At 70.6% G+C, this 19,930-nt stretch carries 20 protein-coding genes; 15 read left to right on the forward strand and 5 right to left on the reverse strand.

Annotated elements, in window-relative coordinates; all coding sequences use genetic code 11:
• The first annotated feature begins 127 nt into the window (after positions 1-127).
• Positions 128-805 carry a hypothetical protein gene (locus OUA97_RS09880; protein ID WP_267231728.1) on the forward strand — a complete coding sequence of 226 codons (678 nt, stop codon included), beginning with the start codon at positions 128-130 and terminating at the stop codon, positions 803-805.
• A gap of 144 nt (positions 806-949) precedes the next feature.
• Here the strand turns inward: OUA97_RS09880 and OUA97_RS09885 are convergent, their stop codons facing one another.
• Positions 950-1,834, reverse strand: a complete 885-nt coding sequence (locus OUA97_RS09885) for a LysR family transcriptional regulator (RefSeq protein ID WP_267231729.1) — start codon at positions 1,832-1,834, stop codon at positions 950-952.
• A gap of 80 nt (positions 1,835-1,914) precedes the next feature.
• On the opposite strand from OUA97_RS09885, the gene OUA97_RS09890 reads away from it, so the two are divergent.
• The 3 genes from OUA97_RS09890 (at position 1,915) to OUA97_RS09900 (ending at position 4,998) form a co-directional block, all read left to right on the forward strand.
• Positions 1,915-2,919, forward strand: a complete 1,005-nt coding sequence (locus OUA97_RS09890) for a YeiH family protein (protein ID WP_267231730.1) — start codon at positions 1,915-1,917, stop codon at positions 2,917-2,919.
• A gap of 50 nt (positions 2,920-2,969) precedes the next feature.
• Positions 2,970-3,743, forward strand: coding sequence for a tyrosine-protein phosphatase (locus tag OUA97_RS09895; protein ID WP_267231731.1), 774 nt, complete (start codon positions 2,970-2,972; stop codon positions 3,741-3,743).
• A gap of 85 nt (positions 3,744-3,828) precedes the next feature.
• Positions 3,829-4,998 (forward strand): pyridoxal-phosphate-dependent aminotransferase family protein, encoded by a 1,170-nt coding sequence (locus OUA97_RS09900; protein ID WP_267231732.1) that lies wholly within the window; start codon positions 3,829-3,831, stop codon positions 4,996-4,998.
• Positions 4,999-5,143: 145 nt separating this feature from the next.
• On the opposite strand, the gene OUA97_RS09905 is transcribed toward OUA97_RS09900, so the two are convergent.
• Complete coding sequence (locus OUA97_RS09905; RefSeq protein WP_267231733.1) at positions 5,144-6,979, reverse strand: ABC transporter ATP-binding protein; 1,836 nt, start codon at positions 6,977-6,979, stop codon at positions 5,144-5,146.
• A 230-nt stretch (positions 6,980-7,209) separates the two neighbouring features.
• Between OUA97_RS09905 and OUA97_RS09910 the strand changes: the two genes are divergently transcribed.
• From OUA97_RS09910 to OUA97_RS09920, 3 genes are read left to right on the forward strand one after another with little or no spacing between them, the layout of a single operon-like run.
• On the forward strand, positions 7,210-8,655 hold the full coding sequence (locus OUA97_RS09910) for an MFS transporter (RefSeq protein WP_267231734.1): 1,446 nt from the start codon (positions 7,210-7,212) through the stop codon (positions 8,653-8,655).
• 37 nt (positions 8,656-8,692) lie between these two features.
• Positions 8,693-10,030: an aminodeoxychorismate synthase, component I gene (gene pabB, locus OUA97_RS09915; protein WP_267231735.1), complete on the forward strand. Its 1,338-nt coding sequence runs from the start codon at positions 8,693-8,695 to the stop codon at positions 10,028-10,030.
• Entirely contained in the window at positions 10,027-10,791 is a 765-nt protein-coding gene (locus OUA97_RS09920; protein WP_267231736.1) for an aminotransferase class IV, read from the forward strand. The genes pabB and OUA97_RS09920 overlap by 4 nt, the downstream gene beginning before the upstream one ends.
• Here the strand turns inward: OUA97_RS09920 and OUA97_RS09925 are convergent.
• From OUA97_RS09925 to OUA97_RS09935, 3 genes are read right to left on the reverse strand one after another with little or no spacing between them, the layout of a single operon-like run.
• Positions 10,781-11,305 carry a TadE/TadG family type IV pilus assembly protein gene (locus OUA97_RS09925; protein ID WP_267231737.1) on the reverse strand — a complete coding sequence of 175 codons (525 nt, stop codon included), beginning with the start codon at positions 11,303-11,305 and terminating at the stop codon, positions 10,781-10,783. The two genes, OUA97_RS09920 and OUA97_RS09925, sit on opposite strands and share 11 nt — an antisense overlap.
• Entirely contained in the window at positions 11,296-11,916 is a 621-nt protein-coding gene (locus OUA97_RS09930; protein WP_267231738.1) for a TadE/TadG family type IV pilus assembly protein, read from the reverse strand. Before OUA97_RS09930 ends, OUA97_RS09925 begins: the two co-directional genes overlap by 10 nt.
• A 54-nt stretch (positions 11,917-11,970) precedes the next feature.
• Positions 11,971-12,363, reverse strand: coding sequence for a pilus assembly protein N-terminal domain-containing protein (locus OUA97_RS09935; RefSeq protein ID WP_267231739.1), 393 nt, complete (start codon positions 12,361-12,363; stop codon positions 11,971-11,973).
• Positions 12,364-12,667: 304 nt separating this feature from the next.
• Here OUA97_RS09935 and OUA97_RS09940 point away from each other — a divergent pair, with 304 nt between their 5' ends.
• The 8 genes from OUA97_RS09940 to OUA97_RS09975 all read left to right on the forward strand — a co-directional run bounded on the left by OUA97_RS09940 (position 12,668) and on the right by OUA97_RS09975 (position 19,925).
• The gene (locus OUA97_RS09940; protein WP_267231740.1) at positions 12,668-12,850 is read left to right on the forward strand and encodes a Flp family type IVb pilin; all 183 of its coding nucleotides are present in this window, start codon (positions 12,668-12,670) and stop codon (positions 12,848-12,850) included.
• Positions 12,851-12,948: 98 nt separating this feature from the next.
• The gene (locus OUA97_RS09945) at positions 12,949-13,128 is read left to right on the forward strand and encodes a Flp family type IVb pilin (protein ID WP_267231741.1); all 180 of its coding nucleotides are present in this window, start codon (positions 12,949-12,951) and stop codon (positions 13,126-13,128) included.
• A 124-nt stretch (positions 13,129-13,252) separates the two neighbouring features.
• Positions 13,253-13,768, forward strand: a complete 516-nt coding sequence (locus tag OUA97_RS09950) for an A24 family peptidase (RefSeq protein WP_267231783.1) — start codon at positions 13,253-13,255, stop codon at positions 13,766-13,768.
• 139 nt (positions 13,769-13,907) lie between these two features.
• The gene (cpaB, locus tag OUA97_RS09955; protein WP_267231742.1) at positions 13,908-14,771 is read left to right on the forward strand and encodes a Flp pilus assembly protein CpaB; all 864 of its coding nucleotides are present in this window, start codon (positions 13,908-13,910) and stop codon (positions 14,769-14,771) included.
• The gene (locus tag OUA97_RS09960; RefSeq protein ID WP_267231743.1) at positions 14,768-16,225 is read left to right on the forward strand and encodes a type II and III secretion system protein family protein; all 1,458 of its coding nucleotides are present in this window, start codon (positions 14,768-14,770) and stop codon (positions 16,223-16,225) included. The genes cpaB and OUA97_RS09960 overlap by 4 nt, the downstream gene beginning before the upstream one ends.
• Positions 16,222-16,902, forward strand: a complete 681-nt coding sequence (locus OUA97_RS09965; protein ID WP_267231744.1) for a CpaD family pilus assembly protein — start codon at positions 16,222-16,224, stop codon at positions 16,900-16,902. The genes OUA97_RS09960 and OUA97_RS09965 overlap by 4 nt, the downstream gene beginning before the upstream one ends.
• Positions 16,902-18,398, forward strand: coding sequence for an AAA family ATPase (locus tag OUA97_RS09970; RefSeq protein ID WP_267231745.1), 1,497 nt, complete (start codon positions 16,902-16,904; stop codon positions 18,396-18,398). The genes OUA97_RS09965 and OUA97_RS09970 overlap by 1 nt, the downstream gene beginning before the upstream one ends.
• A complete protein-coding gene (locus OUA97_RS09975; protein ID WP_267231746.1) occupies positions 18,399-19,925 on the forward strand; it encodes a CpaF family protein in 1,527 nt (508 codons plus the stop codon).
• Positions 19,926-19,930 lie beyond the last annotated feature (5 nt).

Here is a 19,930-nt window from a genome sequence, read left to right on the forward strand (position 1 = left end):
TAACGTAACATTCATCAAGATGCCTCCCGCTCCTCAAGGCCCCCTCAAGACCTCGGCGCTTTTCCGCCATATCGAGCACCTCCAGGGCGACGTCCCTTGGGGCAGTTTTCTTGACGCCGGGACCGGCGTGAACTCGGCGCTGTGGTCGACCGCGCTGCCCACCGACCGCTGGTGCGCGGTGACCGGCTCGGCGGCGCACGGCGACCAGGTTCGCGAGCGGGTCGGCGCGCGGCTGCGCGCGCAGGATCGGCTGATCGTCGGCAACTGGACCGACGGCGACCTGCTGGCCGGGGAGGGGTTCGACACCGTGCTCACCGACTATCTGGTCGGCGCGGTCGAGGGCTTCTCGCCCTATTTCCAGCCGCACTTGTTCGCGCGGCTGCGGCCGCTGGTGAAGCAGCGGCTCTATGTGGTCGGGCTCGATCCCTACGTGACCGGCGAGGCGCCCACCGAGGCGGCGCGGGCGGTGCGCGACATCGGACGGCTGCGCGACGCGGTGCTGCTGCTGGCCGGCGAGACGCCCTATCGCGAATTCCCGGCCGAGTGGGTGGTGAGCAGCCTGCGGGCCTCTGGCTACCGGGTGCTGTCCGCACGCCGCTTCGGCAACCGTTATCGCGCGGCCTGGGTGAACGGGCAGCTCGACATGGCGGCGCGCCGCCTCGCCAAGCTGCCCGACTCCTCCCTCGCCGCAGCCATGGGGCTGTGGGTCGAAACGATGCGGGGGCGCAGTCTCGACCTATGCCTGCGGCACGGCGGGCTCGCTCACGGCCACGACTATGTCATCGCGGCCGAAGCGTCCGCCTGAGGGGCGGGAGGATCTCCCGACCGCGACGTGCATCTGTCAGCGAGATCAGCGTTTCACGAGGATCCCACGGACGATAGGCCCTTGTCCGTCGTGCGGCGGGTTTGGGCCCCACTTTGGGGCGCCGCGCCTGGCGGCGAAGTCGGACTAGAGCGCGCCCGACAGGCTATCCAGCAGCGCCGCAGCCGCGCGGCTCGGCCGGCGGTCCGGGTGACGGACCAGGTCGAACGGGCGCGGCGGCAGTTCCGGTCCGACCGCGACCAGCGCGCCGCTGGCGATCAGCGGCCGCGCGGCCAGTTCCGACACAGCCGCCAGCAGCCCGCCCTGCGTCACCGCCGATAGGATCGCCTCGTTCGAGGCCAGCACCAGCGCGCAGGGCAGGGCGTCGGGATCGACCCCCAGGGCGCGCAGCGCCTGCTCGAATTCCGAGCGGGTGCCCGACCCGGCCTCGCGCCGCGCCCAGCGGTGGTCGAGCAGCGCGGCGACCTCGAAACCCCGGCCCTGCGCCAGCGGATGGTCGGGCGTGGCCACCATCGCCAGCCGGTCGGCGCCGACCTGCCGCCGCTCCAGCCGCGGCGCCTCGACCGCGCCCTCGACGAAGCCCAGCTCGACCGCCCCGCTCAGCACCGCCTCGGTCACCTGGGCGGTGTTGCCGATCGCCAGGTGCAGCTCGATCCCCGGATGGGCCCGCCCGAACGCCGCTAGGCGCGGCGGCAGCCAATAGGCCCCGATCGTCTGGCTCGCGAAGATGTCGATGCGTCCGCGCTTCAGGCCGGCCAGGTCGTCCAGCAGCCGCTCGGCGTCGGCGGCGCGGGCCAGCACCGCCCGGGCTTCGGGCAGGAAGGCGCGGCCGGCCTCGCTCAGCGTCAGGCCGCGGCCGACGCGGTCGAACAGCTGCGCGTCGTGCCGCGCCTCCAGCGCCGCGACCGCTGCGCTGGCCGCCGACTGAGTGATGTTCAGCGCCTGCGCCGCGCGGGTCATGTGCTGGCGCTCGGCCACCGCCACGAAGATGCGCAGTTGCTCCAGGGTCATGGCGATATGATCGGAATTGACGATCGGTATGGCAAGAACAATGCGTTGGAATGATCGAACGCCAAGGTGGACAAGAGCGCATGTCGCTCGCCCTCGCCATTCGCCATCGCCTGCCCGGGGTGCTGCTCTGCGCGCTGCTCGGGCTCGCCGCCATCGGCCTGCAGGGCCTTGAGGCGCGGCTGACCGGCCGCGCCTGGCTGGAGGCCTTGGTTCTCGCCATCCTGCTCGGCGCCGCGGTCCGCACGCTCTGGACGCCGGGCCCGCTCTGGAGCGGCGGGATCGAGTTCAGCGCCCGCACCCTGCTTGAGCTGGCCGTCGCCCTGCTCGGCGCCGGCGTCAGCGCCGCGGCCCTGGCGGCGGTCGGTCCGGCGATGCTGGCCGGGATCGCCCTGGTCGTCGCGCTGTCGGTGGCCGGCGGCTACGCCATCGCACGGGCCTTCGGCCTGCCGCGCCGCATGGCGGTGCTGATCGCGGCCGGCAACTCGATCTGCGGCAACTCGGCGATCGCCGCCGTCGCTCCGGTGATCGGGGCCGAGCCGGACGACGTCGCCTCGGCCATCGCCTTCACCGCCGTGCTCGGGGTCGGGGTGGTGCTGGCCGTCCCGGCTCTGGCCGCGTGGCTGGGTCTCGCGCCGCTGGCCGCCGGGGCCTTCGCCGGCCTCACCGTCTACGCCGTGCCCCAGGTGCTGGCCGCCGCCGCCCCGGCCGGAGCCGCGGCGGTGCAGGTCGGGGCGCTGGTCAAACTGACCCGGGTCGTCGCGCTTGGCCCGGTCTGCCTGGCGCTCGGCCTGCTGTCGCGCGGCGGGGAGCGCGCCGATTGGCGCCGGCTGGTTCCCTGGTTCGTCGTCGCCTTTCTGGTCTTGGCCGCCCTGCGCGCGGCCGGCGTCCTGCCGCCCCCGGCGCTCCAGGCCGCCGGCCAGGTTTCCACGTGGCTGACCATCGCCGCCATGGCCGCGCTGGGGCTCGGGACCGACGTGCGGGCGCTGCTGGCGGCCGGGCCTCGGGTCGTGGCGGCGGCCAGCCTGTCGCTGCTGCTGCTGGGGGCGCTGGCGCTTGGCCTGCTGACCCTGCTCGGCTGGGCTTGAGGCGCCGCGCCCCCTCGAAATCACGCCCGGGACGCGCTAAATCCGCCGCCATGACGACGATCAAATTCGAAGCCATCGACAACTTCCGCGACTTCGGCGGCTACAGCACCGCCTGCGGCCGAGGCCTGAAGGCCGGCCGGCTGTTCCGCTCGGCCAACCACGCCTACGCCACCGACGGCGACCTCGCCGCGCTGCGCGACCTCGGGGTCGGGGTGATCGTCGACCTGCGCCGCCGCCGCGAGCGCGAGCGCGAGCCGTCCCGTCGCTGGGAAGGCTTCGCCGGCGCGGTGATCGAGAACGACATCGACGGTCCCGAGCACGACTGGGCCGACGCGCTGAAGGCCGCGCCCGCCGTCAACGCCGACTGGTTCTTCAACGACAGCCTCGGCTTCTATCGCGCCGCGCCGCACGCCGAGCGGATGATCGACCTGTTCAGCCGCTACTTCGCGACGCTGGCCGCCACCGAAGGCGCGGTGGTCGTGCACTGCGCGGCGGGCAAGGACCGCACCGGCATGATCTGCGCCCTGACTCACCACATCGCCGGGGTGCACCGCGACGACACGATGGCCGACTACCTGGCGACCAACGCCGCGGCCGACGTCGAAAAGCGCATCGAGTTCCTCGGCCCCTGGATCCACGACCTGACCGGCGTCACCGTCGACGACGCCGGTCTGCGCCAGGCGGTCAGCGTCAACGAGGCGTTCCTGGCCGAGGCCTTCGCGGCGATGACCGAGAGCCACGGCTCGATCGACAACTACCTGGCCGAAGTCCTCGGCGTCGACACCGCCCTGCGCGATCGCATCGCCGCCCGCATCCTGGGCTGAACCAACGCAGGGCGTCATCCCTGGGCTGACATCGCCGCCCCGATCCCCTAAGCGTCCCCGCAACCAACAAAGACGGGGACCAGTCATGCAGAGCTTCCAGCCGCCGCGGCGCATCCTGATGGGGCCCGGCCCCTCCGACGTCAGCCCCCGCGTGCTGGCCGCGCTCGCCCGCCCGACCATCGGCCACCTGGACCCGCAGTTCCAGGACCTGATGGAAGAGATCAAGGGCGCGTTGGCCCGGCTGTTCAACGCCCCCGACCACGCCTGCGTCCCGCTGCCCGCGCCCGGCACCGCCGGCATGGAAGCGGCGATCATGAACCTGCTGGAGCCGGGCGACCGCGCCGTCATCGCCATCAACGGCGCCTTCGGCGGCCGTATGGCCGACATGGCCGACCGGGCCGGCGCCGAGGTCGTGAAGCTCGAGTTCGAATGGGGCAAGCCGGTTGATCCGGCCGTGGTCGAGGAAGCGCTCAAAGCCGCCCCGACCAAGGTCCTGGCCTTCGTCCACGCTGAGACCTCGACCGGCGCGCGCTCGGACGCCGCCACCCTCTGCGGCTTGGCCCGCCAGCACGGCGCGCTCTCGATCGTCGACTGCGTGACCTCGCTCGGCGGGATCACCGTCGACGTCGCCGCCTGGGACGCCGACGCGGTCTATTCCGGCACCCAGAAGTGCCTCTCGGCCCCTCCGGGCCTGTCGCCGATCGCGCTGTCGAAGCGCGCGCAGGCGGCGATCACCGGCCGCAAGACCAAGGTCCGCAACTGGCTCTGCGACTTCAACCTGCTGATGAGCTACTGGGGCGGCGACGGCGGGCGCACCTATCACCACACAGCGCCGATCAACGCGCTCTACGGCCTGCACGAAAGCCTGGTCGCCCTGTTCGAGGAAGGCCAGCAGGCCGTCCTGGTCCGCCACGCCCGCACACATGAGGCGCTGGCCGCCGGCATCGAGGCGCTGGGCCTGAAGTTCCTGGTCGACGCCAAGGACCGCCTGCCGCAGCTCAACGCGGTGATCGTTCCCGACGGCGTCGACGAGGCCGCCGTCCGCACCTATGTGCTCGACAAGTGGGACCTGGAGCTCGGCGCCGGCCTCGGCCCGCTGAAGGGCAAGGTCTGGCGCATCGGCCTGATGGGCGCCTCGGCCACCCCCTGGCACGTCCGCCTCTGCCTCAACGCCCTGGCCGAAGCCCTCGCCGCCCAAGGTTTCAAGGCCGACGTCCAGGCCGCGCTCGCCGCCGCCGACGCCAAGCTGGCCTGAACCCATCAGATCCTCCCCCGCTGGGGGAGGTGGATCGGCGCATAGCGCCGAGACGGAGGGGGACTGCTCTCAAGAGAGTCAAAGTCCCCCTCAGTCAGCCATGCGGCTGACAGCTCCCCCAGCGGGGGAGCATCGTCCATCGCCCCTAGATGCTCGCCTGCATCCGGTAGAGCCGCTCATAGGCCCCGCCGGCGGCGATCAGCTGCTCGTGGCTGCCCTGCTCGGCGACGCCCTGGTCGGTCAGCACCAGGATGCGGTCGGCGTTCCGCACCGTCGACAGCCGGTGGGCGATGACCAGGGTCGTGCGGTTGCGGGCCAGCTCTCCCAGCGCGCCCTGCACGGCCTTTTCGCTCTCGTTGTCGAGCGCGCTGGTCGCCTCGTCGAAGATCAGGATCGGGGCGTCCTTGAGGAAGGCGCGGGCGATGGTCAGCCGCTGCTTCTGCCCGCCCGACAGCTTCACCCCGCGCTGACCGATGTCGGTGTCGTAGCCGTTCGGCAGCGCCATGATGAAGTCATGGGCGTTGGCCCGTCGGGCCGCTTCAACGATCTCCGCCTCGCTGGCGTCCGGCCGTCCGTAGCGCAGATTCTCGGCCACGCTGCCGGCGAACAGGTAGACGTCCTGCTGCACCACCGCGACGTTGCGCCGGAGCGAGCTCAGCGTCAGGTCCCGCACGTCGGTCCCGTCGATCATCACCGCCCCGCTGCTAGGCTCGTAGAACCGCGGGATCAGCGAGCACAGCGTCGTCTTGCCGACCCCGGAGCTTCCGACCAGCGCCACGAACTCGCCGGGTCGGATGTCCAGCGAGACGTTGCGCAGCACGTGCGGACCGTCCTCGTCGTAGCGGAAGCTGACGTCTCGGAACGCCAGCGTCCCGCGCGGCCGGTCCAGCACGATCGCGCCGGGCCGGTCGGCGACCTCCGGCGCGGTCTCCAGGATCTCCATCATCCGCGTGAACCCCGTGTAGCCCTGCTGCCAGAGCCGCACGAAGTTCGCCAGCCGCTGCACGGGGTCGATCAGCACCGCCACGCACAGCAGGAAAGTCAACATGTCGGCGACGCTCAGCTGCGCCTGCTGCACGCGGATCGCCCCGGCGACGATGACCACCACGGTGATCAGCTGGGCGAAGGTGGTGGTCCCGACCGAGAAGAACGCCTCGCTCCTGTAGCCGGCCCGCCGGGTGTCGAGGAACTTGAGGTTCTCCGTCTCGAAGCGGCGGTTCTCGACGTCCTCGTTCGCGAACGACTTCACCACCCGGATGCCGGCCAGCGAATCCTCGACCCGTTCGTTGATCGCCCCGACCTGCCGCTTGGACTGCGTCAGGGCGATGTTCATCCGGCCGCTGAAGTGCAGGGCGTAGATCACCGCCAGCGGAATGATGGCCACGATCATCAGGGTCAGCGGCACGTCGAGATAGGCGAGGATGGCGATCGCCCCGGCGAACTTCAGCACCGCGATCGCCAAGTCCTCAGGGCCGTGGTGGTAGAGCTCGCCCAGCATGAACAGGTCGTTGGTGATCCGGCTCATCAGCTGCCCGGTCCGCGTCCGGTCGTAGAACCGGAACGGCAGGGTCTGGCAGTGCTCGAACAGCTCCTTGCGAAGCGCGCTCTCCATCTTCGCGCCCATCACATGGCCCTGGTAGTCGACGAACAGGGTCGCCAGCACCTGCACGGCCAGCAGGCCGAGCATGACCCCGCCGACCGCGTAGACCTGATTCAGGATCTGCGGCGTCGCGCCCGCCGCGCCGAGCTGGCGGGCGACATAGTTGGCGCACAGCGGCAGGAACAGCGCCGTCGCCGAGACGAGCACCGCGCAGGCCAGGTCCGCCAGGAGCAGCGGAATGTGCGGCCGATAGTAGGAAACGAATTTCAGCGCCCGGGCGCGAGCCTGGGCGTCGAGGCCGACCGTCCGCGACGGCCGAAGTGCGTGGGGGTTATGCGGCGCGTCTGCTTGCGCCAGCGCCCCCGGAGTACGTGATTGCATGAACGATCATGTCCTGTTGCGAGGATTTTCCTTTCTGGTTGGACACGAACGTTCTCATTTCACTCTCCCTGGGTCGGCCGATGTCGACGCGCCGGACTATGCCGCCGGCTCTCCGCGTCGGCAACCGTCGTTATCTCTCCGCCATGCCGCTTTTTCGATTCCCAAGCCCGCGCCGGGGCGTAACCTGCCGGCCAAGTCCGCCGCCATGAGCGGGCGTCCGGGAGAGGCCTTTGAGTACAGTCGAAGCCAGCGGATCGGGGTCGGTCACCGACCTCCCGATCGACGCCGAAGTCATGGGCGACGGCCGCCTGAACCGCGGCGGGGTCGCCTGGTCGCTGTTCGAGGGCGCCCGTAATCCCTACGTCATCCTGATCACCATCTACATCTTCATGCCCTATGTGGCGGGCGTGATGGTCGGCGACCCGGTGCGCGGCCAGGAGGTGATCTCCCAATGGAGCCAGTACGCCGGCTGGGCGGTGATGCTGACCGCGCCGCTGCTCGGCGCCTCGATCGACCAGCTGGGCCCGCGCAAGGGCTGGCTGGCCCTGATCGTCGGGCTGATGGTCCCGATGATGGTCGCGCTATGGTGGGCCAGGCCCGACCACAGCGGCCTCAGCGTCACCATGGTCATGCTGCTGGTCACCGCCATCGGCCTGCTGTTCGCGTTCAGCGAGGTGCTGCACAATTCACTGCTGGTCCGCGCCGCCGGGCTCAACGCGGCGCATAAGGCCTCGGGCCTGGCCCTGGCGCTCGGCAACCTCACCTCGGTGGTGGCCCTAGGGTTCACCGCCTGGGCCTTCGCCCTGCCGGGCAAGGTCGATTGGGCCTGGGTGCCCGCCGCGCCGCTGTTCGGGCTCGATCCGACCAGCCATGAGCCCGAGCGGGTGGTGGCGCTGCTCGCCGCCGGCATCTTCGCGATCGGCGCCTTGCCGCTGTTCCTGTTCACCCCGGATGCGCCCAAGACCGGCGTGCCGATGCTGACCGCGTTCCGCAACGGCGCGGTCCAGCTGGTGCGGATGGTCGCCACGGTGCGCCGCTACAAGGACGCGGCCGTCTATCTGGTCAGCCGGATGTTCTATGTCGACGGCATGAACGCCATCCTCATCTACTCCGGGCTCTACGCTATCGGGGTGATGAAATGGGGCGCGCTGGAGATGCTGATGTACGGCATCGTCCTGTCGATCCTGGCGGTGTTCGGCGGCTTCGTCGGCCGCTGGCTCGACGCGGGCCTCGGCCCCAAGGGCGCGGTGCGGATCGAGATATTCATGTCGCTGCTCGGCATCATCGCCCTGCTGGGCATGGCCCCGGACAGGATCCTCTACTTATGGGCCTTCGACGCCGCCGCCCATCCGCCGATGTGGGACGGGCCGGTGTTCCGCACCCTGCCCGAATGGATCTACATCCTGATCAGCTTCTCCAACGCGGTGTTCATCACCGCGCAGTACGCCTCCAGCCGCACCATGCTGACGCGGATCACCCCGCCCGATCAGACCGGCGCCTTCTTCGGGGTCTACGCCCTGTCGGGCGTCGCCACCGGCTGGCTCGGCCCGATGATGGTCAACTGGGGCACCAAGGCGACCCATAGCCAGCAGGGCGGCTTCGCCATGGTCACCATCCTGCTGGCCATCGGCTTCGTCGGTCTGCTGTTCGTGCGCGGCGGCGGCCGGCGCATCTGACTTCCCCTGGCGCCGCGCTGGGGCTAAGGCCCGCGCCATGACCTGCGTCGTCCAGCTCTACGCGCCCTGGCGCGATCCGGCCGAGGTGCTCAGCGCCTTTGCGGGCGAGCCGTGGGCCCTGGGCCTGGTCACGGGCGGGGCCGAGGCGCGCTGGTCCTATGTCGCCCGCGCGCCGTCTGCGACCCTGACGCACCGCGCCGACGACGCCGGCCGGCCGTTCGCCCGCCTGCGGGATCTGCTCGGCCCGCCCGCGGCGCCGGCGACCGACGGCCCGCCGTTCCAGGGCGGGGTGGTGGGCCTGGCCGCCTACGAGCTTGGCGACCATGTCGAGGCGCTGGGCCTGGCGCGCCAGCCGGACTGGCCCGATCTCGCCGCCGCCCGCTACGACGCCCTCCTGGCCTTCGACCGTCAGGCCGGGAAGGTGATCGCCGTCGGCCGCGCCGGCGACCACGATACGGCGCAGGCCCGCGCCCGCGCCGCGCTCGGCTGGCTGGACGCCACACCCCGCGCGCCGCGCGGCGGCGTCCTGGCCCGCCCGCTGCAGGCGAGCGACCCGGCCGCCTACGAGGCGGCGGTCGCCCAGGTCGTCGCCCGCATCCGCGCCGGCGAGATCTTCCAGGCCAACATCGCCCGCGCCTGGACCTCCGAGCTGGCGCCGGGCGTGCAGCCCTTCGACCTCTTCGCCCGGCTGCTGGACCAGAGCGCCGCGCCGTTCGCCGCCTATCTGCGCCTGCCGGGCCTGGCCCTGGTCTCCAACTCGCCCGAGCGCTTCCTCCAGGTCCGCGACGGCGCGGCGCAGACCAAGCCCATCAAGGGCACCCGGCCGCGCGGCGCCGACCCGGCGAGCGACGCCGCCCTCGCCGCCGAGCTGCTCGTCAGCGACAAGGACCGGGCCGAGAACCTGATGATCGTCGACCTGATGCGGAACGACCTGGCCCGGGTCTGCGCGCCCGGCAGCGTCAAGGTCCCGGCGCTCTGGGCGCTCGAGAGCTTCGCCAACGTCCACCACCTGGTCTCGACCGTCACTGGCGCGCTGAGCCCCGGCCGCGACGCCCTCGACCTGCTGGCCGCGGCCTTTCCGCCCGGCTCGATCACCGGCGCGCCCAAGGTCCAGGCGATGAAGGTGATCGCCGAGCTGGAGACCCCACGCGGTCCCTATTGCGGCTCGCTGTTCTGGGCCGGCGCCGACGGCGGCTTCGATTCCAGCGTCCTGATCCGCACCGCCGCCTGCGTGCAGACCGCCGACGGCTGGCGGGTGGAGGCGCGGGCCGGAGCCGGAATCGTCGAAGGCAGCGACCCGCACGCCGAACGCCTGGAGACAGAAGCCAAGATCGCCGCCCTGGCGAAAGCGCTCACGGAGGCGCCCCCCGCATGATCCCGCTCGACGACCGCGGCCTGCTGCTCGGCGACGGCCTGTTCGAAACCTTGCTGGCGGTCGACGGCGCCCTCGTCGATCCCGGGCCGCACCTCGAGCGCATGGCCGCCGGCTGCGCGGCGCTCGGCCTGCCGTCGCTCGACCGCGCCGCGGCCCAAGCCGCCATGGCCCAGGCGCTCGCCGGACTGGACGGGCCTCGCGCGGCGGTGCGCCTGACCTTGACCGCCGGCTCCGGCGGCCGCGGTCTCGATCGGCCGCAGGCGCCGGCCGTGCGCCTCTTCGCCTCGGCCGCCCCGGCCCCGGCTCCGCAGGACCCGGCCGACCTGATCACCAGCACGGTGCGCCGCAACGAGTTCTCGCCCGCCTCGCGGCTGAAGACGCTGTCCTATCTCGACAATGTCCTGGCCCGGGCGCAGGCGCGCGAGGCCGGCATGGACGAGGCGCTGATGCTCAACACCCGCGGCGACGTCGCCTGCGCGGCGGCGGCCAATGTCTTTTGGCTGTGGGGCGGGCGGCTCTACACGCCGGGGCTCGACTGCGGCGTGCTGGCCGGAACCATGCGGGCGAAGGTGATCGCGGCGGCGGCGGGGCAGGGGCTGACCGTCGTCGAGACCCGCTCGGGCGTCGCCGAGCTGGCCCGCGCCGACGCGGTGTTCCTGACCAACAGCCTGATCGGCGTGCGCCAGGCAAGGTCGCTGGACGGGTTCGCCTGGGATCCTTCGCCGCTGGTCGCGGCGCTCGCCGCTGCGGTCAGGGGTTGAGCGCGATCGGCACGCCGGCGCGCGGCGCCAGGTCCATCTTGTGCCGGAAGGTGAACTTGCCCGGCAGCATCCGCTGGAACGGCGTGTAGTACTCGTAGATCGTCTCGGCACGCAGCACCGCGGTGTTCGGCGTGCGCATGGTGGGGGCGACGGTGGTCACGTCGGTGGCCGGAATGGTGCGGCCGTTGTCCATGGTCCACTTCTGCTTTGGCGCGCCGTTGGCGTCGATCTCGATGCTGGTCACCCGGATCGCCAGGCTGTCGGGCGAGAACGGCTTCATGATCGCGGTGCTGGCGCCGAAGATGCCGTTGACGTCGGCGCTCGTCACCTGGGCTTGCTGGGTCACCAGGTCGCCGACCGCGGTGGTGACCGCGCTGGCCCGGCGGTTGGCCAGCAGCGCCTGGGTCGCCTCGACCATGCCGAAATAGAGCGCCAGCACGATCGGCACGATGAAGGCGAACTCGACGGCGGCCGAGCCGCGCCGGTCACCGATCAGGTCATGTCTCACGGGCATTGGGTGCTGTTCCCGAGTCGGGGGAGCGCGGGGTTGAACGGCTCGTTTCGGAACAGCCGGGTCGAGCTGATCATCCGGCCGCCGTCATAGTTCTTGAACAGCGGGCGGATCAGCGGCGTGACGATCGGCCATTTGAAATAGGTCGTGACCACCACGATGTCCTCCGGGTTGCCGGCGCACCAGTCAGTCTGCTCGGGGTCGAAGGTGTTCGGGTCGCGCCGCTGCAGAGCGCCGGCCGCGGCGTAGCTGTCGAAGGTGCGGGCCTCGACGAACAGCGGGTTAGGGTCGGGGTCGCCCGGCTTGGGCGCGGCCTGGGTGCACATCTGCTGCAGCCAGCTCATGTTGACGCAGACCAGACGGCGGAAGCCGTCCTGTCCCTTCATGGTGCTGGGCCCCTGCTGGAACACCCCGGTGCGGATGTTGCGCGCGGCGAAGTCGGTGGCGGTGTCCAGGGTCGCGGAGACCAGCAGGATCATCGCCAGCTCCAGCACCCCGAAAAGCAGGATCATCAGCGGCATGCTGATCAGGGCGAACTCCACCGCCGTCGCGCCGCGGCGCGAGCGCACGAACCGTCGGATGACGGCGCGGAACTGGGAGGCAGAGCGCAGCATGGCGTCTCCAGGGCGTGAGCGCCGGAGACTAGCCAAGTCTGGCTAACCGGAGGTTTAAGGCTTTGCTGAATCGCCGCCCTTGTCGCCGCCGGACCGTTCGCAGCCGCCGGCGCAGGCGTACTCCTCGACGCGCGGGCCGCGGATCACCGACACCCGGCCCTGGCTGGGGGCGGCGACCACCACCTGGCGCTCCAGCACCGTACGGCCCAGCTGGTCGATGATCACCAGGTTGGTGACCCCGTAGCCGCGGCCGCTGACCACCGCCTTGCCGGCGTCGATCACGCTCACGTCGGCGATGGCCGGATTGCCGACCAGCACGTCGCGGGTTCCCCGCGGCAGGGCCAGGGGCGTGCTCTGGTCGATCGGGACGACCAGCGCCGGCGCGGCCTGGGCGGCCCCCGCGAGGGCGGCCAGGGCGAACGTCAGGGACAGGATCGGGCGGCGCATGGGCGGTTCCAGCGTGAAGGCGTCGAGCGAAGACTCGATGGGAATGGTCAATAAAGCCTGAACTTTCGGCCCCTCGCGGGCGCGAGAATCATTATGTCGAAACGCCGAAAACGCCCGATTCCGGCTCCTTGGTTAATTGATATTTACAGTAAACGCAAGTAAACCATGGGTGAAAATTCGTTTATACATGACTGTTTACTGCCGATTAAGCGAAGTTTGCGAAAGTCATCCTGCGTTTCGGGGCGAGCAGACCAAAAGGTTTGATGCCTCAACAATCTGCTCGCTAAACAAAAGGAGATCGAGCATGTCGAAGTTCGTTTCGCGCTTCCTCAAAGACGAGTCCGGCGCCACCGCCATCGAGTACGGCCTGATCGCGGCCCTGATCGCCGTGGCCCTGGTCGCGGCCATGGGCTTCCTGGGCGACGGCCTGAAGACCGCCTTCTCGGACATCCAGGACACCCTGGAAAACCCGACGCCCGCTCCGTAAGGGGCCGACGGTTCGACGGACCGCGGCGGCGAAAGCCGCCGCGGTTGCGTCCTTCGACGTGATGTTCCGACCACGGTTTGCCGGGAAGGGGTTTGCGAATGAGAGAGCTTCTTGAGCGGTTCCGCGTTCAGCAGTCGGGTGCGACCGCCATCGAATACGCGCTCATGGCCGCCCTCATCTCCATCGTCCTGGTCGCGGCCCTGGGGCCGTTGTCGGTGGCGCTGACCGACGCGTTTCAGGCCGTCGCCAACGCCTTTCCTCAGACACCTGCGCCATAGGCGTCGGGACCGAACAGAAAAAAGGGGCCGCTCTCCGTAGCGGCCCTTTTTCTTTTCAATCATCCATTCACGGCTGGGCGCGCAAAGTGCCGTCGAACAAACGTTCCGGACCGATCCAGACATGATCACGCTCCTCCAGGCCGTCTTGCTGCTCGTCTTCCCGGTGCTGGTGATCGTCGGCGCGCTGCGCGACCTGACCAGCTTTACGATCCCCAACTGGATCTCGGGCCTGCTGATCCTCGCCTTCTTCCCGGCGGCGTTGCTGGTCGGGATTGCGCCCATGGCCATCGGCGCGCACCTGCTGATCGGGCTCGGCGCGCTGGCGGTGGGCATCGGGATGTTCGCCCTGCGCTGGATCGGCGGCGGCGACGCCAAGCTGTTCGCGGCCGCCGCCCTCTGGCTCGGCGCGCCGGCCGCGCTCTCCTATGTGGTGATGACGGGTCTGGCTGGCGGCGCCCTGGCGCTGGCGCTGATCAGCCTGCGCTCGCCGCTGCTGCGCCCCTACGTGCTCAGCGGCCCGGCCTGGTTCGGGCGGCTGGCCGATCCCAAGGAGGCGGTGCCCTACGGGGTGGCGATCGCCGCCGGGGCGCTGGCGACCTTCGCGACCTCGCCGCTGATGCAGGCCTGGCCCGGTTTCTAAACGTGGCTTTAGGCCGCGTTAACCATGGGCCGCGCAAACAGACCATGCCGGCAAAACGCCGGTAGACCGAATCGCGTGCGCCCGCGGACCGCGGCGCACCCGCCGATCACCCGCTTGCGCGGAGCCTCGAGCACCGACCATGGGTCCCGCCCGTATCGCCTTGTTGGCCGTCGCCGCGATCGCCGCCATTGGGCTGGCCTTCATCGTGCGCGGCATGGTCACGCCCAAGCGGCCCGAGGCGGTCGCCGCCGCGCCGCCGCCGCAACCCGTGGTCCAGGTGCTGGTCGCCAAGCGTGAGCTGCCGATCGGCACCCGCCTGACCCCTGCCGACCTCGGCTGGCAGCCCTGGCCCGCCAACGCGCTCAACGCCGCCTTCGTCACCGACGGCGCCGCCCCGGCCCTGCCGGCCAAGATGCCCGACAAGGCCGTGCAGAAGGCCGCCCGCGCCGCCAACGATCTGGTCATGCCCCAGGGGCCGATCCAGGCCTTCGAAGGCGCGATCGTCAAGGAGGCCCTCGCCGCGGGCGAGCCTGTGGTGGCCCGCAAGGTGGTCCGCGCCGGCCAAAGCGGCTTCATGGCCGTGGTGCTGCAACCTGGCATGCGCGCGATGGCCATACCGATCAACGCCGAAACCGCCGCCGGCGGCTTCATCCTGCCGGGCGACCGGGTCGATGTGCTGCAGAGCCGTCAGGACTCCAGCGGCGGCGCCAAGACGATGCTGACCGAGGTGCTGATGCGCAACGTCCGCGTCCTGGCCATCGACCAGAACATCGAACCGGCCAAGGACTCCCGCACCATCGTCGGCGGCGTCGCCACCATCGAAGTTCCCGCCGTCGACGTCGAGGTCATCGCCCGCGGCAAGGCCCAGGGCGAGATGCAGCTCGCCCTACGCTCCTACGCCGACATCGGCGGTCCGCCGGGCCGCGGGGTCGCCAGCCGCGCCTCCGCCCAGGGCGTGCGCGTGTTCCGCGCCGGGCAGGTCTCCGAGGTCGCCAATCCATGACGCCGCGCCGCATCCTCACCGCGCTCGCCGCTCTCGCCGCTCTGCTCGCGCCGGGCGCGGCCTTCGCCCAGGCCGCCGAGGCCGCGGCCCCGGCCATGGCCGCGGGCCTGGCCGCCCAGTCGGCGGTGGTCCGCGTCAACCTGACCGGCGGGACGGCCTCCCAGGCGCTCAACCTGCCGACCGGCAAGTCGGCGATCATCGAGCTGCCGGTCGATGTCCGCGACGTGCTGGTGACCAATCCGGGCGTTGCCGACGCCATGCTGCGCTCGCCGCGGCGGATCTTCATCCTCGGCCTCAAGAGCGGCACCACCGACGCGGTGTTCTTCGACGCCGCCGGCCGCCGCATCCTGGCGCTCGACATCCGGGTCGATCAGGATCCGACCGCGGTCGCCCAGACCATCAACCGCATCGTGCCGGGCGCCCGCGTCCAGGTCGATTCGATGAACGAGAGCCTTATCCTCTCGGGCCAGGTGGCGAACCTGGCCGACGCTGACAAGGCCATGCAGATCGCCCGCGCCGCGTTGGCCAATCCCGACCGCGCGATCAACATGATGAGCGTCGCCGGCAAGGACCAGGTGATGCTCAAGGTGCGCATCGTCGAGATGCAGCGCAACGTCATCAAACAGCTGGGCGTCAATATGAACGCCGTGCTCGGTGAACTGGGCAGCACCCAGTTCCTACTGGGGACGACTTCGAGCTTCGCGATCAACGGCGCCCTGCTCGGCGGCGGCGTCGCCCAGGTCCGCGAGATCGGCGGCAAGTATCAGGGCGACGCCACCTTGAAGGCCTTCGAACGCGTCGGCCTGGTGCGCACCCTCGCCGAGCCGACCCTCAGCGCGGTCTCCGGCGAATCGGCCCGGTTCCTGGCCGGCGGCGAGTTCCCGATCCCGGTCGCCCAGGACAACAACGGCTCCATATCGGTCGAATTCAAACCCTTCGGCGTCGGCCTGGGCTTCACCCCGGTGGTGCTGTCGTCGGGCCGAATCGCGCTGAAGCTCTCGACCGAGGTGTCGGAGTTGACCAGCCAGGGCGCCTTCTCGATCGGCACGCCAGGTACCGGCACCACCCTGACGGTCCCAGCCCTGACCGTGCGGCGGGCCGAGACCGCGGTCGAACTGCCCTCCGGCGGCTCGATGATGATCGCAGGGCTGCTGCAGGAAAAGACCAAGCAGAACATCGACAGCTTGCCTGGCATGACCACCCTGCCGGTGCTCGGCGCCCTGTTCCGCTCACGCGACTACCTCGCCGGCGAGAGCGAGCTGGTGATCCTGGTGACGCCCTACATCGTGGACGCCACCGACCCCAAGCGCCTGCAGACGCCGGTCGACGGCCTGCGGATCGCCGACGACCCCTCCACCGTGCTGATGGGCTCGCTGCTCAAGGCCTACAACGCCAATCCCCAGGCGCAATCGGGGCGCAGCTATCAGGGGCCGCACGGCTACGTGATCGAATGAGCGCACTTCGCCTTTCCGTCCTGGTGCTCGCCGCCGCGGCCCTCAGCGCCTGCGCCAGCACGCCGCGGCCGCCGGAGCTGACCCGCGCGCAGGCCGCCCGCACCCCGACCGAACTCTGGACCCCGGACGTCCAGCCGCAGACGGCGGAGATCCGCCTGGCGGTCCACGCCCAGGGACTGTCGCCGACCCAGCAGGACGCCCTGGCTAGGTTCGCCGGCGAATGGCGGCTCGGCGGGCGGGGTCCGATCACCCTGCGCGCGCCGGTCGGCGGGCCCGACGCGGCGATGGTATCGCGCGCGACCGAGGGCGCTCGCGCCACGCTGGCCAGCTACGGCGCCGAGGTCCGCGTCCAGGGCTACGAGGCGGGGGGCGACGTCCGCGCGCCGCTGATCGTCGGCCGTGAGAGCTACACGGTGTCGATCCCGACCTGCGGCCGGCAGTGGGACAACATCTCACGCTCGGCGACCAACGAGGTGCAGTCGCAATTCGGCTGTTCTGTCACCGCCAACATGGCGGCCCAGATCGCCAATCCGGCCGACCTGCTCGGCCCGGCGGCCATCGATCCGGCCGACGCCCAGCGCCGCGACGTGGCGCTCGGCAAGTACCGCAAGGGCGAGGTCACCTCCTCGGCCAGTGACAGTCAGGCGAAGGGCACGGTGTCGCAGGTGGTCAACTGATGAAGCCGCAACAGGGCGCCGATCCCTTCGATCTCGACTTCGACGCCGACGACGAGTTCGCCTCGCCGCCGGAGGCCGCGTGGCCCGAACCGCCGCCCGCCGCCGAAGCCGCCGCCGACCCGTTCGGCGACCCCTTCGCCGACTTGCCGCCGGTGCGCGAGAGCTCCCGCGCCGAGGCCCGGCTCGAGGCCGCCGCCGAGGACGACTTCGACGAGCCCGCCGTGCCGCCGTTGCCGCCCGAGCGGCCGGCGCCCGCCAATCCCGTGCATGACATGCTCGCCGGGGCCGAGGCGGCCTTCGGCGAGGCCAGCCTGCCGCGGATCACCGTCCACATCTACTGCGCCAGCGCCGAGACCGCCGAGTTAGCCGAGGTCGCCGCCGCCGACCGTCGCATGGAGCGCGGCGTCGTCGTCGTGCGCATGGGCGGACTGGCCGCCGCCGTCGAGGCCTATCAGAACCAGGCCACACCCTCGCTGGTGATGGTCGAGAGCGCCGATCCGGCCCCCGTGTTGCTGGCTCAGCTCGACCGTCTGGCCGAGGTCTGCGACCCGGGCACCAAGGTGGTGGTCATCGGTTCGGCCAACGACATCGCCCTCTATCGCGAGCTGATGCGCCGCGGGGTGTCGGAGTATCTGGTCCCGCCGCTCAACCCGCTGCTGCTGGTCCGCACCGCCACCGGCCTCTACTCCGACCCCTCCGCGCCGTTCATCGGTCGCCAGATCGCCTTCTGCGGCGCCAAGGGCGGGGCGGGGGTCTCGACCCTCGCGCACAACGTCGCCTATTCGATCACCGAGCGGCTGCAGACCGGCGCGGTGCTCGTCGACCTCGACCTGCCGTTCGGCACCGCCGGGCTCGACTTCAACCAGGACCCGCTGCAGGGCGTCGCCGACGCGCTCGGCCAGCCCGACCGCCTCGATCCCGTCCTGATGGACCGGATGATGGCCCGTTGCTCGGAGCGCCTGTCGCTTTTCGCCGCCCCGGCGACGCTCGACAGCGACTACGACATCTCGGCCGAGGCGTTTGAGGAGGTCACCCAGAAGATCCGCGGCGCCGCGCCGTTCGTGGTGCTCGACCTGCCGCACGTCTGGACCGCCTGGAAGCGCAAGATCCTGCTGTCGTCGGACGATCTGGTGATCGTCGCCACGCCCGACCTCGCTTCGCTGCGCAACGCCAAGAACATGGTCGACCTGGTCCGCCGCGCCCGGCCCAACGATGCGCCGCCGCGCCTGGTGCTGAACCAGGTCGGCGTGCCCGGCCGGCCGGAGATTCCGGTCAAGGACTTCGGCGAGGCGCTCGACCTGACGCCGGCGCTCTGCCTGCCGTTCGATCCCAAGCTGTTCGGCCAGGCCGCCAACAACGGCCAGATGATCAGCGAGGTCGGTCCCAAGTCGAAGGCCGCCGAGGGCCTCGACCAGCTGGCTCAGCAGATCGCCCGCCGCGAGCCGCCGCAGGTCCAGAAGACCTCGCTGTTCTCCGGCCTGTTCAAGAAGAAGTAGATGTTCGGCAAGCGCCCCACAGAAGGCGGGTCGCAGGCGCCGCGCCAGGCGCCGCCTCCCGCCGCCGAAGGTCCGGCGATCGCTACGCGCCCGCAGCGGATCGAGCCGTCGTCCACGCCGGCTGCGCCGGTGCAGACGCCGCCGCCGGCCAGCGAGCGCGCCAAGCCCGCGGCCGGCCCGAAGCCGACCCTCGGCTTCGAACAGCTGCGCGCCGCCCAGGGGCCGGCGCCGACCACCCAGGTCGTCCGCGAGCAGAGCGACTACTACCACGCCACCAAGACCACGATCTTCAACGCCCTGATCAACACGATCGACCTGGCGCAGCTGGCCCAGCTCGACACCAAGCAGGCCGCCGAGGAGATCCGCGACATCGTCGCCGAGCTGGTGGCGATCAAGAACGTCTCGATGTCGGTGTCCGAGCAGGACATGCTGGTCCAGGACATCATCAACGACGTCCTCGGCTACGGCCCGCTGGAGCCGCTGCTGGCCCGCGACGACATCGCCGACATCATGGTCAACGGCGCCGGCCGGGTGTTCATCGAAGTCGCCGGCCGCGTGCAGCTGACCAATGTCCGCTTCCGCGACAACAGCCAGCTGATGAACATCTGCCAGCGGATCGTCAGCCAGGTCGGCCGCCGGGTCGACGAAAGCTCGCCGATCTGCGACGCGCGCCTGCCTGACGGCTCCCGCGTCAACGTCATCGCCCCGCCCTTGGCGCTGGATGGTCCCACCCTGACCATCCGGAAGTTCAAGAAGGACAAGCTGACCATGAAGAACCTGGTGGAGTTCGCCTCCATCAGCCCGGAAGGGGCGCGGGTTCTCGGGGTCATCGGCGCCTGCCGATGCAACCTGGTCATCTCCGGTGGGACCGGCTCGGGCAAGACCACCTTGCTCAACACCCTGACCGCCTTCATCGACCCGTCCGAACGCGTCATCACCTGCGAGGACGCCGCCGAGCTGCAGCTCCAGCAGCCGCACGTCGTGCGTCTGGAAACCCGCCCCCCGAACCTCGAGGGCCAGGGCCAGATCACCATGCGCGACCTGGTCAAGAACTGCCTGCGGATGCGTCCGGAGCGAATCATCGTCGGCGAAGTCCGCGGCCCGGAGGCCTTCGACCTCCTCCAGGCGATGAACACCGGCCACGACGGCTCGATGGGCACCCTGCACGCCAACTCCCCGCGCGAGGCGATCAGCCGGATGGAGTCGATGATCACCATGGGCGGCTACGGCCTGCCCTCGAGGACCATCCGGGAAATGATCGTCGGCTCGGTCGACGTGATCATCCAGGCCGCCCGCCTGCGCGACGGCTCGCGCCGCATCACCCACATCACCGAGGTGGTCGGCCTGGAAGGCGACGTGATCATCACCCAGGACCTGTTCGTCTACGAGATCACCGGCGACGACGCCGACGGCAAGGTTCTCGGCCGTCACCGCTCCACCGGCATCGCCCGGCCGCGGTTCTGGGACCGCGCCCGTTACTACGGCCTGGAGCGCGAGCTGGCCGAAGCCCTCGACGCGGCGGAATAGCCGAT

The sequence above is a fragment of the Phenylobacterium sp. 58.2.17 genome, from assembly GCF_026411515.1.
Classification (GTDB): Bacteria; Pseudomonadota; Alphaproteobacteria; order Caulobacterales; family Caulobacteraceae; genus Phenylobacterium.

What these genes read in the sequence shown, in the direction of transcription:
- OUA97_RS09885 (WP_267231729.1), bottom strand. Translation starts at nt 1,834, where the DNA reads ATGACCCTGGAGCAACTGCGCATCTTCGTGGCGGTGGCCGAGCGCCAG.
- OUA97_RS09890 (WP_267231730.1), top strand. Translation starts at nt 1,915, where the DNA reads ATGTCGCTCGCCCTCGCCATTCGCCATCGCCTGCCCGGGGTGCTGCTC.
- OUA97_RS09895 (WP_267231731.1), top strand. Translation starts at nt 2,970, where the DNA reads ATGACGACGATCAAATTCGAAGCCATCGACAACTTCCGCGACTTCGGC.
- OUA97_RS09900 (WP_267231732.1), top strand. Translation starts at nt 3,829, where the DNA reads ATGCAGAGCTTCCAGCCGCCGCGGCGCATCCTGATGGGGCCCGGCCCC.
- OUA97_RS09905 (WP_267231733.1), bottom strand. Translation starts at nt 6,979, where the DNA reads ATGCAATCACGTACTCCGGGGGCGCTGGCGCAAGCAGACGCGCCGCAT.
- pabB (WP_267231735.1), top strand. Translation starts at nt 8,693, where the DNA reads ATGACCTGCGTCGTCCAGCTCTACGCGCCCTGGCGCGATCCGGCCGAG.
- OUA97_RS09920 (WP_267231736.1), top strand. Translation starts at nt 10,027, where the DNA reads ATGATCCCGCTCGACGACCGCGGCCTGCTGCTCGGCGACGGCCTGTTC.
- OUA97_RS09925 (WP_267231737.1), bottom strand. Translation starts at nt 11,305, where the DNA reads ATGCCCGTGAGACATGACCTGATCGGTGACCGGCGCGGCTCGGCCGCC.
- OUA97_RS09930 (WP_267231738.1), bottom strand. Translation starts at nt 11,916, where the DNA reads ATGCTGCGCTCTGCCTCCCAGTTCCGCGCCGTCATCCGACGGTTCGTG.
- OUA97_RS09935 (WP_267231739.1), bottom strand. Translation starts at nt 12,363, where the DNA reads ATGCGCCGCCCGATCCTGTCCCTGACGTTCGCCCTGGCCGCCCTCGCG.
- OUA97_RS09940 (WP_267231740.1), top strand. Translation starts at nt 12,668, where the DNA reads ATGTCGAAGTTCGTTTCGCGCTTCCTCAAAGACGAGTCCGGCGCCACC.
- OUA97_RS09945 (WP_267231741.1), top strand. Translation starts at nt 12,949, where the DNA reads ATGAGAGAGCTTCTTGAGCGGTTCCGCGTTCAGCAGTCGGGTGCGACC.
- cpaB (WP_267231742.1), top strand. Translation starts at nt 13,908, where the DNA reads ATGGGTCCCGCCCGTATCGCCTTGTTGGCCGTCGCCGCGATCGCCGCC.
- OUA97_RS09960 (WP_267231743.1), top strand. Translation starts at nt 14,768, where the DNA reads ATGACGCCGCGCCGCATCCTCACCGCGCTCGCCGCTCTCGCCGCTCTG.
- OUA97_RS09965 (WP_267231744.1), top strand. Translation starts at nt 16,222, where the DNA reads ATGAGCGCACTTCGCCTTTCCGTCCTGGTGCTCGCCGCCGCGGCCCTC.
- OUA97_RS09970 (WP_267231745.1), top strand. Translation starts at nt 16,902, where the DNA reads ATGAAGCCGCAACAGGGCGCCGATCCCTTCGATCTCGACTTCGACGCC.
- OUA97_RS09975 (WP_267231746.1), top strand. Translation starts at nt 18,399, where the DNA reads ATGTTCGGCAAGCGCCCCACAGAAGGCGGGTCGCAGGCGCCGCGCCAG.